This window comes from Clostridium sp. OM05-6BH, assembly GCF_003481635.1.
Lineage (GTDB): Bacteria > Bacillota > Clostridia > Lachnospirales > Lachnospiraceae > Butyribacter.
Genome location: NZ_QULH01000002.1, coordinates 82,000 through 98,635 on the forward strand (window position 1 = coordinate 82,000; position 16,636 = coordinate 98,635).

Genomic DNA, 16,636 nt, shown 5'->3' on the forward strand with positions numbered 1-16,636 from the left:
ATGGCAGGAACAGAAAATACAAAGGCATCAGAATTGTTGCACACACCCGGTGGAGTGCGGGATATTTATGGCAGTGCTTGTGCCAGAAAGCTGGAGGTACAGCATTCGTTAGAGCAGGTGATGCATTCCTATGGATTTCGAAATGTGCAGACACCGACGTTTGAGTATTTTGATATTTTTAATAAAGAACGTGGAACAGCTGCATCCAATGAGATGTTTAAGTTCTTTGACCGTGGCAACAATACACTAGTATTGCGACCGGACATGACGCCGGCGATCGCACGCTGTGTTGCCAAATATTTCCGTGAGGAGACTGAGCAGATGCGTTTCTGCTACACGGCACAGACTTTTGTCAGTACCGGACAATACAAGGGTAAATTACAGGAAGTGACACAGGTTGGAGCAGAGCTTTTTATGGATGACAGCTCCGATGCGGATGCAGAGATGTTAGCATTGACGATAGAATGTCTGTTAGAGAGCGGTTTGAAGGAATTTCAGATCGAAGTGGGACATGCCGATCTGTTCCGGGCTTTGGTAGAGGAAGCAGGCTTTGAGGAGGAGACGATCGAGACGCTGCGTGATCTGATCGAGAGCAAAAACTTCTTTGGCGTGGAAGAATTGTTAGGCAAGCTCACGGTACAGCAGGGGTTAAAAGAGGTCTTTGTGAAACTGCCGGAGCTATTAGAGAATTTAAAAGATGCGGCAGATTTTGTGCGTGCGAGAAGTAAGAGCGAGCGCGTATATAAAGCATTAGAACGCTTGGAAAAATTAGAAGAGATCTTAAAGATATATGGTTTAGAAGATTATGTCACGATCGATCTCAGTATGCTGAGTCATTACAGCTATTATACAGGAGTTGTATTCCGTGCCTATACATATGGAAATGGTGAGGCGATCGCCAGCGGTGGCCGCTATGACGGTTTGGTGGCACAGTTTGGCAAAGAGGCGCCGGCAATCGGTTTGGTTATCGTATTAGACCAGTTGATGATCGCAATGGAGCGTCAGAAGCTGTTTGGAGAGACTGCACTTGGCGGAACACTTTTGGTGTATCCGAAAGAGGTGCGTGCGCAGGCTTTGCAGGAGGCTAAGAAAATGCGTGAAGGTGGACAAGTTGTTCAGATGATGCGCAAATCTTCCAAAAAAGAAATTGAAGAATATGTTGCTTACGCAAAACGCAACGGTAATGATTCTTTGATCTACCTGACGAAAGATGGCGAAAAACAGCAGATGATAGAGGCGAAATAAGTAGGAGGATAGCGATGAAATACATAACATTTGCCCTGGCAAAAGGGCGTTTGGCAAAACAGACATTAGCGCTGTTAGAGCAGATTGGTATTACATGTGAGGAAATGAAGGATGAGAAAACGCGTAAGCTGATCTTTGTAAATGAAGAACTTGGTTTTAAGTTTTTCCTTTCGAAAGCATCGGATGTTCCGACTTATGTTGAAATGGGTGCTGCTGATATTGGTGTAGTCGGTAAGGATACCATTTTGGAAGAGGGCCGCAAGTTATACGAAGTATTGGATCTCAATTGCGGCAAATGCCGTATGTGTGTTGCAGGACCGAAAGAGGCGAAGGAACGCTTGAATGACGGTTCTCTGATCCGTGTGGCAAGCAAGTATCCTCGCATTGCAAAGGATTATTTTTATAATGTCAAACATCAGACAGTTGAGATCATTAAACTGAATGGGTCGGTAGAGCTTGCTCCAATCGTTGGTCTGTCAGAAGTGATCGTGGATATTGTTGAGACAGGTTCGACACTGCGTGAAAACGGTTTGGAAGTATTGGAAGAGATCTGTCCGTTATCGGCGAGAGTGGTTGTTAATGAAGTGAGTATGAAGATGCAGCATGAGCGTATTACAAAGTTGATCCGAGATTTGCGGGAAGTTATTCCACAGTAACATAGAAAGAGGAGGAAATTACGATGAGAATTGTAAAGCTGACACAAAAAGAGCGCGAAAATATTTTGGAAAATCTTTTGAAAAGAAGTCCGAATCAATATAGCAAATTTGAGACAACGGTTCGCGATATTTTGGATAAAGTGAAAGCAGAAGGTGACCAGGCACTGTTTGCGTATACAGAACAGTTTGATGGTGTAAAGATCACTGAGGAAACCTTCCGTGTTACCGAAGAAGAAATTGCTGAGGCATATGAAAAAGTAGATTCTCATCTGATTGAAATCATTCGTAAGGCGTTAGTGAATATTCGTGATTATCACCAGAAACAGGTTCGATACAGTTGGTTTGACAGCAAACCGGATGGCACGCTGTTAGGTCAGAAAGTAACAGCATTGGAACGTGTTGGTGTATATGTTCCGGGTGGTAAAGCAGTATATCCGTCATCGGTTCTGATGAATATTGTTCCGGCAAAGGTGGCAGGAGTAGAACGTATCGTTATGACAACACCGCCGGGAAAAGATGGCAAAGTATATCCGATCACATTGGTTGCAGCCAAAGAGGCTGGCGTCGATGAGATTTATAAAGTGGGTGGAGCACAGGCAATCGGTGCTTTGGCATATGGAACCGAAAGCATCAAAAAGGTTGATAAGATCGTGGGACCAGGCAATATTTTTGTGGCACTGGCCAAGAAAGCGGTATATGGACATGTCAGCATTGACTCGATCGCCGGCCCGAGTGAGATTTTAGTACTGGCAGATGAGACAGCCAACCCACGTTATGTAGCTGCTGACTTATTGTCACAGGCAGAACATGATGAGATGGCATCTGCAATCTTGATCACGACTAGCGAAGAGCTGGCTGATAAAGTATCCGAAGAAGTTGATGGTTTTGTGAAAAAATTATCCCGTCAGGAGATCATCCAAAAATCATTGGATTCTTACGGTTATATTCTGGTTGCAGATACGATGGAAGAGGCGATTGAAACAGCTAACGAGATTGCTTCAGAGCATTTAGAGATCGTTACGAAAAATCCATTCGATACAATGACGAGAATCCGTAACGCCGGAGCGATTTTCTTAGGAGAGTACAGCAGTGAGCCTTTGGGTGATTATTTTGCAGGACCAAACCATGTGCTTCCGACAAATGGCACTGCGAAGTTTTTCTCTCCACTGTCGGTCGATGACTTTATTAAGAAGTCCAGTATCATTTCCTATTCCCGAGAGGCACTGGAGCTAGTACATCAGGATATCGAGGACTTTGCAACTGCTGAGAAGCTGACTGCACATGCAAATTCAATCGCTGTTCGATTCGAACAATAATTGGAATACAAATTGCAAACTTTTGAAAAATCGGGTAAAATAAAAGGAAAAGCAAAGAAATGAGGATTCCTATGGAACAGAACGTGAAGTGCCGTCAGGCTGAGGTGACAAGAAAGACCGGAGAAACGGATATTACAATCCGTTTAAATTTGGATGGAACAGGGAAAGCTTCTATTCAGACCGGGATTGGATTCTTTGATCATATGTTGAATAGTTTTGCCAGACATGGGTTGTTTGATCTGGAAGTACAGGCAAAGGGTGATCTGGAGGTGGACTGCCATCATACGATAGAGGACACCGGAATTGTTTTGGGTGAGGCGATCCGTCAGGCTGTAGGGGATAAAAAGGGCATCTGCCGTTTTGGCGAGTGCATCTTGCCGATGGATGAAACGCTAGTACTATGTGCATTGGATCTGTCAGGCAGACCATACCTGCGCTATCATCTGGACCTTACAGTTCCATCTGTGGGACAGTTCGATACAGAGATGGTTCATGAATTCTTTTATGCAGTAAGCTATGCAGCAGGAATGAATCTTCATGTAAAACAGCTCGATGGGGAGAACAATCATCACATTATTGAGGCTGCTTTTAAGTCGTTTGCAAAAGCATTGGATCGTGCTGTGAGTTATGACGGACGTATATCCGATGTATTATCAACCAAAGGAAGCCTATAGGAGGACGATTATGAACCACAAAAAGATAATTCCTTTTATTAATGCAGAGAATGAGTATCCTGCAAATGTCATTCAGTTGGCAAACCGCTATTCCTGTGAGGGAGCGGACGAATTGTTTTTATATAATTATACCGGAGATGAAGCTTCCAGAGAGGAGTTTTTGTCTACCGTGCGGGAGATTGAAAAACAGATCGACATTCCATTTACGGTTGGAATCTATGTATCACGGTTTGAGGATGCCAAAAAGGCACTCTATACCGGAGCAAGTTCTGTTGTGATCCGTAAGGCTTTGCTGCCGGAGGAGAAAGAATTAAATGAGATCCTGCGCCGTTTTGATCGTGATAAACTGGCTGTGGAAGTCGACATGAAGGCTGATTTTCAAAATGCGGAACAGCTCAATGCTTTTTATGAGCAGGGATTTGGTACGGTCGTGTTAAAGCATATTGATACGACAAAGAGTTTTAGTGATGCAATCGATCAGTGCAAAATGACGGTTTTGATCCGAGATGGATTGATCCGTAATGATCTAAGTGAGCTGCTTTCCTATAGCAATGTATACGGTGTATCAACTAATTATTTTGAGGACAAAGATATTTATAAAGCAAAACGTGCATTGAAGCAGAATGGTATAGCTGTGGAAGTTTTCGAAAGCCTGATCGATTTTGCTGATTTTAAGCTGGATGCCAATGGGTTGATCCCGGCAATTGTGCAGGATTATCGCACCGGTGAAGTTCTTATGCTTGGATATATGAATGAGGAATCTTATGCGAAGACGATCGAAACAGGCCGCATGACATATTTCAGCCGAAGCAGACAGAAACTTTGGTTAAAGGGTGAAACTTCCGGTCATTTTCAGTATGTTAAATCATTGTCGTTAGATTGTGATAATGATACGATTCTTGCTAAAGTGCGTCAGATCGGTGCTGCCTGTCATACCGGCAATCGAAGCTGTTTTTTCAAAGAATTGGCCAAGAAAGAATATATTCAGACGAATCCTCTTACCGTATTGATGGAAGATTACAACGTTATTATGGAACGAAAAAATCATCCAAAGGAAGGTTCGTATACGAATTATCTGTTTGATAAGGGAATCGATAAGATTCTTAAGAAATGTGGAGAAGAGGCAACGGAGATTGTGATCGCTGCCAAAAATCCGGATGCAGAAGAGCTGCGCTATGAGATTGCAGATTTCCTGTATCATATGATGGTCCTGATGGCAGAATGTGGTTTGGACTGGAATGATATCACGAAGGAATTGGTGAATCGCAGGTAATAATAAGAAGGAGGAGAAGATATGATTGGTGTTTTGTTAGCAAAGGGGATTGCTGATCTGTCCTTTGGAGGTGCGCTGCTCTGGTATGTCGTTAAATATATCGTCAGTGCTGCTCTTGCCGTCGCAGCGGTTATGTTGGGAATCCGCCTGCGCAAAAATAAAAACGCAAAGACAGAGCAGTTAGCAGTGGATAAGGAAAGTGCTCATGGAAATTGAGAAAAAATATCAGATCAAAGAAATGCCTTGTTTGGATGGGGCTATGACAAAGGAAATGGAGCAGGGGTATCTCTGCACGGATCCGGTAGTGCGTATCAGACGAAGCAATGACAAGTATATTTTGACCTGTAAATCCTTTGATGGAATGATTGGCGAAAGACGGGCGGATGTTCGTATGTGCCAGGAGTATGAGATAAACCTGCCGGAGGAAAGTTATAAGCATCTGCGCCAGAAGGTAGATGGCGGCTTGATCTCTAAGACACGGTATATTATTCCGTTAGCAGATGGGCATATTGCGGAATTAGATGTATTTCATGGTCCCTTAGAGGGACTTCGTTTTGTTGAAGTGGAATTTCAGGATGAGGAAGATGCAGATCTGTTTGTTCCGCCGGAATGGTTTGGTCAAAATGTAAGTGGTGATAAACGTTATTCCAACAGTTTTTTGTCAACGCAGACAGGGCTGGAAGCGTTTTTGTAAATACAAAGTAAATCCGAATGAAGACAAAATAATGCGACTACAGGGAAATTCGGTTACTGCAATAAAAAATAATGGAGGCACATTATGTTTAAAATTTTAAAGAAAGAATACCTTGCCAATAATATCTGGCTTATGGATATTGAGGCACCAAGAGTGGCAAAACACTGTCAGCCGGGTCAGTTTGTCATTGTCAAGACCGATGAAAAAGGAGAGCGTATTCCGCTTACGGTATGTGATTATGACCGCGAGCAGGGAAGTGTTACGATTGTATTTCAGACAGTTGGAGCATCTACTACGGAGATGGCAAAGTATGAGGTAGGAGAATCCTTTATGGATTTTGTAGGACCGCTTGGATGTGCATCTGAGTTGATCAAGATGCCATTAGATGAGTTGAAAAAGGAGAAGATTCTTTTTGTATGTGGTGGTGTAGGTACTGCACCGGTATATCCACAGGTAAAATGGATGAAAGAACATGGTGTTGATGTCGATGTTATTATCGGCGCCCGCACAAAAGATATTATTATTTTGGAAAATGAGATGCGCGAAGTAGCTGCGAACCTTTATATTGCTACCGATGATGGTTCTTATGAGTTCAAAGGTAACGGCTGTGACAAGATCAATGATCTGATCGGACAGGGTAAGGAATATACGAAGGTTGTAGCGATTGGACCGATGATCATGATGAAATTTGTATGTAAGCTTACAAAAGAGCTTGGTATCCCTACGATCGTCAGCATGAACCCAATCATGGTCGATGGAACAGGTATGTGTGGTGCGTGTCGTTTGAAAGTTGGCGATGAGATCAAATTTGCCTGTGTAGATGGACCTGAGTTTGATGGACATTTGGTTGACTTTGACCAGGCAATGCTGCGTCAGCGTATGTACAAGACAGAAGAAGGCAGAGCAATGCTTAAATTGCAGGAAGGTGATACCCATCACGGTGGATGTGGCCAGTGCCATTAATGATAGAACAAAATAGAATAAACACTTCGAATGGAGGATAACAATGGAAGTAGATGTAATGAAGAGAGTTCCTGTACGTGAGCAGGACCCGAAGGTACGTGCCAAGAACTTTGAAGAAGTATGTCTTGGATACAATAGAGAAGAGGCAACGGCAGAGGCATCTCGCTGCCTGCAGTGTAAAAATCCGCAGTGCGTGAAAGGCTGTCCGGTAAATATTGATATTCCGGGATTTATTAGCAAGCTCGTAGAGGGCAGTGTAGAAGATGCTTATCATGTGATCAGTAAGTACTCTGCACTTCCGGCTGTATGTGGTCGTGTATGTCCACAGGAGAGCCAGTGTGAGTCCAAATGTATCCGTGGAATCAAAGGTGATGCTGTTTCTATCGGTAAGCTAGAGCGCTATGTTGCAGATACAGCAAGAGAAGAAGGCATTAAGCCGGCACCTGCAGAGACGAAGAACGGCAAGAAAGTTGCTGTGATCGGTTCCGGACCTGCAGGACTTACCTGTGCAGGAGATCTTGCAAAGCTTGGTTACGATGTTACTATTTTTGAGGCGCTGCATAAGGCTGGTGGCGTATTATCTTATGGTATTCCGGAGTTCCGTCTGCCAAAGACAAAAGTAGTGGATAAGGAAGTAGAAAACGTACAGTCACTGGGCGTTAAGATTGAGACAAACGTTGTGATCGGTAAGGCAACAACAATAGATGAGTTATTAGAAGAGGAAGGATTCGATGCGGTATTCGTAGGATCCGGTGCAGGTCTTCCTAGATTTATGGGTATTCCGGGCGAGAATGCCAATGGCGTTTTCTCTGCCAATGAGTATTTGACCAGAAGTAACCTTATGAAAGCCTTTGACGAGAACTATGACACACCGATCATTGCCGGCAAGAAAGTTGCTGTTGTTGGTGGTGGTAACGTAGCAATGGATGCAGCCAGAACTGCACTTCGTCTGGGGGCTGAAGTTCATATTGTATATCGACGTAGCGAAGAAGAACTTCCTGCACGTGTCGAGGAAGTACATCATGCAAAGGAAGAGGGAATTATTTTTGATCTCCTCACAAATCCAACACAGATCTTTACCGATGAAGATGGTAACGTTTCCGGTATGGAATGCATCCGTATGGAGCTTGGTGAGCCGGATGAATCCGGAAGACGCAGACCGGTGGAGGTTGCCGGATCTGAGTTTACGCTGGATGTAGATACCGTTATCATGTCTTTGGGAACCAGCCCAAATCCATTGATCTCTTCGACAACGAAGGGATTAGAGACAAACCGTCGTAAATGTATCGTTGCAGAGGAGCAGAATGGTCAGACATCAAAGGCAAAGGTATATGCCGGTGGTGATGCTGTTACCGGTGCTGCTACGGTTATTTTGGCAATGGGAGCCGGTAAAGCTGCTGCAAAGGGTATTCATGAATTCCTGAGCAAGTAATACGTATAAGTGAGTTTGCTGTCACGTAAGACCATGGACTGCAAATGGCGAGATCGTATTAACGAATAAACCGGATATCGGACTGTCGGAAGAGAGGACTCTTCCGGCGGTCTTTTTTACTTTATAGGAAACTTTTCGTTTCCTATAAAGTAAAAAACGCTCCGCGAGGATGCGCATCTCGCGGAGAAGAAGTTAGCTGTAAACAGCACCGCTCGAGCGCGAAAGAGTCGCAAGCGACTCTTTGTTCATTAATAACTGAAACTGCTGTTGTGTAGCGTGCGATCACCGCACAAAGTACTTGAAAGTACGAATTTATAGGGGCTTTCTGAGATTTTAGGCAAAAAAATTGTGCATATTGTATGGTTTGAAAGAGCAAAAAAGACAAATTGCACAAAATCAGGGTTGTCAATTTTTGTATTATCTGATTTTCTTTGTGAGAATTGCTATTTATGAGCATTTTTATTAGTACATACGTCCATTGTCCGGATGATATCATTTTGGTACGATATTACTAGTCCAGTGAGTGAGAAACATACACAAGATTTCAGTTTGCTGGACTGGAAAATCCAATTGTCAGGCAGATCATCTGATTGACATTCTAAGTTTTTGAAGGGTCTTTTGTTCATAATCACATTGAGAGAGTAAAGCAGCTTTCATATAGTATTTCTATTCATGATTTATTTCAGAATAAGTTCCCATATCGGACAAATCTACCTTTTACTAAAACACGATTTCTTCCATCGCTGTGCAACAGGGCAAAGAGAGGGATGATAGCTGTAGACAGCATAGAAGAGAACCGGATTTTCAAATGGAGTCGTTCATTAGGTTTCTCGAGGTTATAAGCTTTGATAGGGTGGGAGTATCGGGAAACCTCAAATTCAGCACAGATGAAACGGGCTGTTATAGCTTGTTTTGTCGAGAGTACATCAAGCAAATAGGGTATGGAGGAGATTATAGGATGTATGATTTTGAAGAGTTTAAAAATGTTATGGAACAGATGGTAAAAGAAAAATTTTCGGAGGGATATCAGGTCGAACGGCATAAAGTGATCAAAAACAATCAACTTGAATTGGATAGTTTGGTAATATTGGCAGAGGATACTAATGTATCACCACAGTTTTATATGCAGCAGCTCTATCCAAGATATGAACAGGGAGAGACGATGGAACAGTTAGTAGCTGACATTGTTTCGACCTATCACGAAACAGCCAAAAACAATCGGTTCGACAGTGAGAATCTGACATTGGAGGCGTGTCGGGAACAAATTATTTACCGCGTGGTATCTTTAGAGAAAAATGAAGAGCAGTTGGCGGAAGTTCCTTACATTCCATTTATGGATCTAGCAATCACCTTTCATTGTCTGATGGTGCAGGATGAACATGGAATTGCCTCTTTCCGGATCAGCCTTGATCTAATGCAGAAATGGGGATTGGATCATCAGACGTTGTTTACGATCGCACAAAACAATACGATGAAGCGTTTCCCGATTTCTATATGTCGTATGGAAACTATGTTATATGAGTTCTTTCAGCAGACAGATCATGAAAGCTCCTTGGATGATATTATGCAGACGGGGGATGAAAATATTTGGGGGAATCGAGCGTTTTGGGCAAAAAGTCGCGAAGGTGATCCATATGTTCTAACAAATTCGTCGAAGATTAATGGTGCGGCGGTTGTTTTGTATCCGCAATGCTTACAGCATATAGGAGAAAATATAGGAGGCAATTATTATTTGCTGCCTAGCAGCATCCACGAAATGATCATTATGCCGGAAAATGCAACAATGTCTCGGAAAGAACTGTGTGAAATGGTTACGGAGGTCAACGCGCAGTATGTTGAGCAGGATGAAGTATTATCGGATGCCGTTTATTATTATTCCTGTGTCAATAAAACATTGCAGATCTGCAACGGATAGCTTAATACATATCACTTATTAAGCGATATGAGGTTGTGAAAAAAATTTGAGGAATGGGAAGTTATTACAAGTTTGTACTAAGTAGCTATTTAAAAAGAGTTGGAAATTGTGTATAATAGGAAAAAGAGTTTTGCTTAAACAGCAAAGGAGTGGATTTTATGGATATGGTAAATAGTATTGCCGATATGTCGATCGCGATGGCAGGCAATCAGTTGATGACTAATGTCAGCACGGCAGTTCTTGATATGACGATGGATACCTATCAGGAACAGGCTGCGGAACTGACTAAAATGATGGAGACTTCTGTGACACCCCATTTAGGACAGCATATCGACATGACGATTTAAGAGGACAAAGAAATGGAAACGAGACAGTCTTGCGACTGGCTCGTTTCTTAATTGCAAAAAATTGGAGTCTGTGGCAATTATGATGTAGATGGTTATTATGAAGATAATAAATCGGATTATGATAATTACGATGATGCCTATGATGCTTTTGAAGATGACGAGGATTCGTGGGATGATTATTGATGCAAATGGAATAGAGAAGCTTACCAACATTAAAAGTACACCAGATCCGTGCCTTGACGGTTATATTCCCTTATGATATAATATTTCTCGCTGATTAATTGCACCTGTAGCTCAGTGGATAGAGCAACGGTTTCCGGAACCGTGTGCCGGGGGTTCGAGTCCCTCCAGGTGCGTTTTGATATTTGAGGAAGGATGTGGGTATATGCCGCTGCGATATAAAAAGTTTATTTTGATCTTTACGCTGGCAGTTATGTTTATTGGGTTGGGAACATTTTCTTTGATGGCTCCGGACCTTAATTTTTCGTTGTCAGCCACGAAGAGTGATGAACAGAATATAGCGGATGCGATAAAAGGCAAGTCGGATAAAGATATTAAAGAAGAGATCACCGATCTTGTGAAAGAATATTTTGATGCCAGACAGAAAGTAGATATGGATGCCTTGGCAGATTGTGTGACCGATGTGGACAACATTGACGAGCGCAAGTTGGTGGCGGCAGCGGAATATATTGAAAAATATGAGAATATTTCCTGCACGATCAAGGAAGGCTATGAAACAGGAAGTTATCGTGTTTACGCCTATCATGAAGATAAATTATATGATATTGATACGAAGATTCCATCGCTTACGGCATTATACATCAAGATGCAGCCGGATGGAAGATTTATGTTGCATTTTGGGACCTTGTCCGGCAAAGAGCAGAAGAAGATTGAAAAGCTGGATGCCAGCAAAGACGTCAAGGCGTTGCAGGATTCGGTTAATAAGAAATTAGAGGAGCTTCAAAGTACAAATCAAGAAGTTCGTGATTTCTGCAATATGTTGAATGAGTCTTCGGGCGATGGACCGGAAAGCACGGCTAATATTGATGGAGAAGCCGGAAGTGCGAATGGAGCAACCCCGGTGCCAACCGCACAGGGGGCACAGACACAAGCACCGGTGGCGACACAAGCACCGGCGGCGACACAGGCTCCGATGGCAACACAAGCACCGGCAGCGACGCAGGCACCAGCCGCTACACAGGCTGCACAGTAAATGAGGAAGTATAGGTAAGATAAGGTGATTCTTTTGAAGAGTCACCTTTTTCCATAAGGAAAGCAGGCAACACAGATGAGACTGCGTTTTGGGGTATACAGGCATGAAGCAGTAGGAAAGAAGTTCGCAGAGTTACTTTGCGGATGGAGAAAGGAATGTAACAATAGTATGGCAGACAATACGGGAGTAAGGATTAATAAATTTTTAAGTGAAGCGGGGGTATGCTCGAGGCGCGAGGCTGATCGAATGTTGGAGCAGGGGCGCATCACGATTGATGATAAGCCGGTAACAGCCGGTACAAGAGTGCATGACGGAGCTGTTGTGCGGGTAGATGGACGCCAAGTGACCAAAGAAGAGGAAGAGATTTTTCTGGCGTTTTATAAGCCCAAGGGGATCGTTTGCACGACAGCGCAGGAGGAAAATGGAGAACCGATCAAGAATGTTGTAGATTATATTGATTATCCAAAGCGAGTTTATCCTGTCGGCAGATTGGATCAGGCTTCGGAAGGGCTATTGCTTTTGACCAATCAAGGCGATGTAATGGAAAAAATTCTGCGCAGCCGTTACGGGCATGAAAAAGAATATTTTGTCAAGGTAGATCGTCCGATCCGCGATGAAGATTTACGTAAACTTGCCGCCGGTGTTCCGATTTTGGACACTGTAACAAAACCGTGCAAAGTGTGGCGGGAAGATGCGGATAGTTTTCATATCATATTGACGCAGGGATTAAATCGTCAGATCCGACGAATGTGTGAATATTTGGATTATCGGGTAACGCATTTGCGGCGTGACCGCGTGATGAATATTACATTAAAAGGGTTGAAAAAAGGCCGTTATCGCAGCTTGACGCCAATGGAGATCCGCGTGCTTCGCAAAGAACTGGAGCGGTAACGTCAGCATTTTCAGAAAGAATGGGGAATGATATGGAAGAGAAGAGAGCTAGGATCTTAGAGTTAGTAGAGCAGTTAAATCACGCGGCGGCAGTGTATTATCAGGGCCGTGATGAGGTTATGAGTAACTACGAATACGACAAACAATACGATGAATTACAGGCATTAGAAAAGGAGACGGGGATTGTTTTGGCGGGCAGTCCGACGCAGCGTGTAGGCTATGAGGTGCTTAGTGAGCTGCCAAAAGAACAACATCCTTCACCGATGCTTTCTTTGGACAAGACAAAGGATACAGAACAATTAGCGGCTTGGCTTGGTGAGCATCCGGGTCTGCTTTCGTGGAAAATGGATGGGCTTACTATCGTACTTACGTATCAGGAGGGAACTCTGCAAAAGGCAGTTACCCGCGGTAATGGTCAGGTAGGAGAAGTCATTACCGGTAATGCTCGTATGTTTGATAATGTACCGTTGCAGATCCCATTTCAGGGAGAATTGGTACTGCGCGGAGAAGCGGTGATTACGTATTCCAGATTTCGGGAGATCAATGAATCCCTTCCGGTGGAAGAGCAATACAAAAATCCGCGTAATTTGTGCAGCGGTTCTGTACGCCAGCTTGATAGCCGTGTTACGAAGAGCAGACATGTGAACTTTTTTGCTTTTTCGCTCGTGACGGCAGAAGGTGTTGATTTCAAAGATTCGCAGGAGAATAAATTCAAATTTTTGCAGGAACAGGGATTTACGGTTGTCGAATATGTTCGTGTTACCGGGGAGACATTGCCTGCAGCAGTGGCAGAATTTGCAGAAAAAATCGTCACCAATGATTTTCCGTCGGATGGCCTTGTACTTCTTATGGATGAGATCGCATACGGAGAAAGTTTGGGAAGGACCGCTAAATTTCCGCGAAATGCGATGGCTTTTAAGTGGGCAGATGAAATAGCCGAAACGGTGTTAGAGGAAGTGGAGTGGAGTGCCTCGAGAACGGGGCTGATCAATCCGGTTGCAGTGTTTGAACCGGTGGAATTGGAAGGAACAACGGTAAGTCGTGCGAGTGTGCATAATGTCAGCATAGTTGAACAGCTTGCTTTGGGGGTTGGTGATCATATTCAGGTGTATAAAGCAAATATGATCATTCCACAGATTGCGGAAAATATGACACGAAGCGGGACGTTACCTATTCCGGAAGAATGTCCGGTGTGTCATAGTGCAACAGCCATTCATGAAGAAAATGGAGTGAAGGCTTTGTTTTGTGAAAATGCATCCTGTCCGGCTAAGAAGATCAAAAGTTTTTCACATTTTGTCAGCAGGGATGCGATGAATATTGACGGCATGTCAGAAGCAACAATCGAGAAATTGATGAATCAGGATATGATCCATGAACCTGCAGATCTGTTTCGATTAGATCGATATAAAGACCAGATCATTGCAATGGATGGGTTTGGCGAAAAATCTTACGAAAAAATGGTTCAGTCAGCGACAAAGGCGGCACATACGACGATCATTCGCTTTTTGTATAGTTTAGGCATTCCGAATGTAGGATTATCCAATGCCGGCCTGATCTGTCGCTATTGCGCATATGATTTTGATCGTGTTTTGGCGGTTTCTGAAGAGGAGCTGACACAGATTGATGGCGTTGGTGCTGTGATCGCCAAAGCGGTAACAGATTATTTTGCGGTTGAGGCGAATCGACAAGTAGTGCAACATCTGTTACAATATATTTCGTTCGAGAAAATTGCGGATGATAATGTATCGAAAGATATGGAGGGAATCACGTTTGTAATTACCGGATCCGTTGAGCGGTTCAAAAACCGCAAAGAGCTGAAAGAGCTGATCGAATCGCATGGCGGAAAGGTGACAGGCAGTGTCACTTCTAAGACGAACTATTTGATCAACAACGATGCGATGAGCAACTCGACAAAAAATAAAAAAGCAAGAGAGCTTGGAATACCGATTTTGACGGAGCAAGCGTTTATAGAACAATATCACTTGTCCTAGCAGAAAAGTGCAGATATGCAGAAATGAGGTTTTATTATGCCAATTAAAGTACAAAATAATCTTCCGGCGAAAAAGATCATGGAGCAGGAAAATATATTTATGATGGACGAAACACGTGCAACGACGCAGAATATCCGTCCACTGTATATTGCTGTTCTCAATCTGATGCCACTAAAGGAAGATACGGAGGTTCAGCTGCTACGCAGTTTATCCAATACGCCATTGCAGATCGAGATTACATTTTTGACAACAGCATCGTATATTGGTAAAAATACGACGCTCAGTCATTTGAATGAGTTTTATAAGACCTACGATGATGTAAAAGAACGTAAATTTGACGGTTTGATCATTACGGGTGCTCCGGTGGAGCAGATGGAATATGAGGAAGTGCAGTATTGGGAAGAACTGAAGCAGATCATGGAATGGTCTAAGGCGAATGTGACATCAACAATGCATATTTGCTGGGGGGCTCAGGCAGGATTGTATTATCATTATGGAATCAAGAAACATCTGCTTCCAAAGAAAATAGTTGGTGTGTATGAACATCGGGTACACCATCGAAAAGTACCGCTTCTTCGCGGATTTGACGATGTATTTTATGCACCACATTCCCGTTATACCGGAGTTGATCATGAGGCGATTGAAGCGTGTGACACGCTAACTGTACTTGCAGACTCCGACAAGGTGGGAGAACTGTTATTAGTATCTGATGATGGTAAGCAGATCTTTGTGATGGGACATTTGGAATATGATCGTATGACGTTGGATTACGAATACAAGCGTGACAGTAAAAAAGGCTTAAATCCGGATCTGCCGGAGAATTATTATCCGGATGACGATTCGTCACAAAGACCATTGCTTCGTTGGAGAGGTGCTTCCAATGCCTTGTTTTCTAACTGGGTCAATTACTACGTATACCAAAATACGCCTTATGAGTGGTCATAAATGTGAGTGCGTAGCCCAGTCATGGATTATTTGAAATTATGTGAGCAATTATTATGAAAAATGAAAACAAACTAAAATACGAAAAATATATTATGAATATATCCATGATCGGAAGCGTTCTATTTATGATCGCAGAAGGTGTCATGGCATTTTGGACGAGATCACATTCTATTTTGATGGACTGTATCTTTGATTTGACAGATCTGATCATGATCGGTCCGTTTTTATTACTGGTGCCGTTGCTGTATAAGCCGGTAACAGAGCGCAGGCCATACGGTTTTGCCCAGGTGGAGTCATTGTTTGTCGTTATTAAGTACAGTGTGCTATTGGCGATCACGGTCCGACTGGTTTGGGATAACTTTTATGCGATATTGCATGGTGGTCGTGAAGTGGACGGCGGTAAGATTGCAGTGTTTGAGCTGATTGTTTGTGCATGTTGTCTGATCGTTTATATATTACTGCATTATTTTAGCAGACGTTATGCATCTATGACGATACAGGCAGAGATTTACATATGGAAGCTGGATGTGATCTCCAGTTTGGGTGTTTCTCTTGCATTTTTTGTAGAACAGTTCTTGCAAAAGACAACATGGAATCATCTGGCAGCTTATATTGATCCGATCGTTGCCATTATCATGTCGTGTTTGCTTTTAGTAGAGCCGGTCAAAATGATCATACACAATGTAAAAAGTCTGATATTGTTTGCACCGGATCAGGAAATCATGGATTCTATCCGGCAGATTGCAGAACATCACATGGATAAGATTCATTATGACATTGAATTTTTGGATGTGATACAGACAGGACGTAAAACTTGGGTTGAGATCTATCTGACCAGTCATAATCGCATTATCAATACCAAGATATTATTGCAGTTACGTAATGATATTCGTGCGGAGCTGCAGCAAGTATTTGATCAGGTATACGTGGAATTGATCCCAAGTTTGCCAGACGAATAGACTTGCGCAGAAACTAAAACTTCCCATACCGGAAGCTACTGCAAGAACCACATATTGCTTATTATGTCAAAGAATGCCAGGTGTTTTGCAGCCACAACATAGCGGCTTCTGTCGACAGAGAA

Annotated in this window: 17 protein-coding genes and 1 tRNA gene; all 18 read left to right on the forward strand. The window is 43.0% G+C overall.

The window, feature by feature from the left end; translation table 11 throughout:
• The 18 genes from hisZ (at nucleotide 1) to DXB73_RS02920 (ending at nucleotide 16,514) form a co-directional block, all read left to right on the forward strand.
• Nucleotides 1–1,245 (forward strand): ATP phosphoribosyltransferase regulatory subunit, encoded by a 1,245-nt coding sequence (gene hisZ, locus DXB73_RS02840; protein ID WP_118690092.1) that lies wholly within the window; start codon nucleotides 1–3, stop codon nucleotides 1,243–1,245.
• Nucleotides 1,246–1,259: 14 nt separating this feature from the next.
• On the forward strand, nucleotides 1,260–1,901 hold the full coding sequence (gene hisG, locus DXB73_RS02845; protein WP_022025191.1) for an ATP phosphoribosyltransferase: 642 nt from the start codon (nucleotides 1,260–1,262) through the stop codon (nucleotides 1,899–1,901).
• A gap of 23 nt (nucleotides 1,902–1,924) precedes the next feature.
• Nucleotides 1,925–3,217: a histidinol dehydrogenase gene (gene hisD, locus DXB73_RS02850; RefSeq protein ID WP_022025190.1), complete on the forward strand. Its 1,293-nt coding sequence runs from the start codon at nucleotides 1,925–1,927 to the stop codon at nucleotides 3,215–3,217.
• Between the two features lie 71 nt (nucleotides 3,218–3,288).
• On the forward strand, nucleotides 3,289–3,891 hold the full coding sequence (gene hisB / locus DXB73_RS02855; RefSeq protein WP_022025189.1) for an imidazoleglycerol-phosphate dehydratase HisB: 603 nt from the start codon (nucleotides 3,289–3,291) through the stop codon (nucleotides 3,889–3,891).
• A 10-nt stretch (nucleotides 3,892–3,901) separates the two neighbouring features.
• Nucleotides 3,902–5,164 carry a bifunctional phosphoribosyl-AMP cyclohydrolase/phosphoribosyl-ATP diphosphatase HisIE gene (gene hisIE / locus DXB73_RS15045; RefSeq protein ID WP_022025188.1) on the forward strand — a complete coding sequence of 421 codons (1,263 nt, stop codon included), beginning with the start codon at nucleotides 3,902–3,904 and terminating at the stop codon, nucleotides 5,162–5,164.
• A 21-nt stretch (nucleotides 5,165–5,185) separates the two neighbouring features.
• Nucleotides 5,186–5,380 (forward strand): hypothetical protein, encoded by a 195-nt coding sequence (locus DXB73_RS02865; RefSeq protein WP_022025187.1) that lies wholly within the window; start codon nucleotides 5,186–5,188, stop codon nucleotides 5,378–5,380.
• On the forward strand, nucleotides 5,370–5,858 hold the full coding sequence (locus DXB73_RS02870; RefSeq protein WP_118506499.1) for a CYTH domain-containing protein: 489 nt from the start codon (nucleotides 5,370–5,372) through the stop codon (nucleotides 5,856–5,858). Before DXB73_RS02865 ends, DXB73_RS02870 begins: the two co-directional genes overlap by 11 nt.
• 84 nt (nucleotides 5,859–5,942) lie before the next feature.
• Complete coding sequence (locus DXB73_RS02875; RefSeq protein ID WP_022025185.1) at nucleotides 5,943–6,821, forward strand: sulfide/dihydroorotate dehydrogenase-like FAD/NAD-binding protein; 879 nt, start codon at nucleotides 5,943–5,945, stop codon at nucleotides 6,819–6,821.
• A 43-nt stretch (nucleotides 6,822–6,864) separates the two neighbouring features.
• Nucleotides 6,865–8,253: an NADPH-dependent glutamate synthase gene (gene gltA, locus DXB73_RS02880; RefSeq protein ID WP_118690093.1), complete on the forward strand. Its 1,389-nt coding sequence runs from the start codon at nucleotides 6,865–6,867 to the stop codon at nucleotides 8,251–8,253.
• A 958-nt stretch (nucleotides 8,254–9,211) separates the two neighbouring features.
• Nucleotides 9,212–10,168, forward strand: coding sequence for a DUF5688 family protein (locus tag DXB73_RS02885; RefSeq protein WP_022025183.1), 957 nt, complete (start codon nucleotides 9,212–9,214; stop codon nucleotides 10,166–10,168).
• 158 nt (nucleotides 10,169–10,326) lie between these two features.
• Complete coding sequence (locus DXB73_RS02890) at nucleotides 10,327–10,515, forward strand: YjfB family protein (protein ID WP_118506501.1); 189 nt, start codon at nucleotides 10,327–10,329, stop codon at nucleotides 10,513–10,515.
• 51 nt (nucleotides 10,516–10,566) lie between these two features.
• Nucleotides 10,567–10,698, forward strand: coding sequence for a hypothetical protein (locus tag DXB73_RS15050; protein WP_279221289.1), 132 nt, complete (start codon nucleotides 10,567–10,569; stop codon nucleotides 10,696–10,698).
• A gap of 100 nt (nucleotides 10,699–10,798) precedes the next feature.
• Nucleotides 10,799–10,871, forward strand: a tRNA-Arg gene (locus tag DXB73_RS02895).
• A gap of 29 nt (nucleotides 10,872–10,900) precedes the next feature.
• Complete coding sequence (locus DXB73_RS02900; protein WP_118690094.1) at nucleotides 10,901–11,728, forward strand: hypothetical protein; 828 nt, start codon at nucleotides 10,901–10,903, stop codon at nucleotides 11,726–11,728.
• Nucleotides 11,729–11,803: 75 nt separating this feature from the next.
• Nucleotides 11,804–12,619 (forward strand): pseudouridine synthase, encoded by an 816-nt coding sequence (locus tag DXB73_RS02905; RefSeq protein WP_347559507.1) that lies wholly within the window; start codon nucleotides 11,804–11,806, stop codon nucleotides 12,617–12,619.
• 32 nt (nucleotides 12,620–12,651) lie between these two features.
• Nucleotides 12,652–14,610 (forward strand): NAD-dependent DNA ligase LigA, encoded by a 1,959-nt coding sequence (gene ligA, locus DXB73_RS02910; RefSeq protein WP_118690095.1) that lies wholly within the window; start codon nucleotides 12,652–12,654, stop codon nucleotides 14,608–14,610.
• 36 nt (nucleotides 14,611–14,646) lie between these two features.
• The gene (metA, locus tag DXB73_RS02915) at nucleotides 14,647–15,555 is read left to right on the forward strand and encodes a homoserine O-succinyltransferase (RefSeq protein ID WP_118690096.1); all 909 of its coding nucleotides are present in this window, start codon (nucleotides 14,647–14,649) and stop codon (nucleotides 15,553–15,555) included.
• Between the two features lie 53 nt (nucleotides 15,556–15,608).
• Nucleotides 15,609–16,514, forward strand: a complete 906-nt coding sequence (locus tag DXB73_RS02920; protein WP_118690097.1) for a cation diffusion facilitator family transporter — start codon at nucleotides 15,609–15,611, stop codon at nucleotides 16,512–16,514.
• Nucleotides 16,515–16,636: the final 122 nt, after the last annotated feature.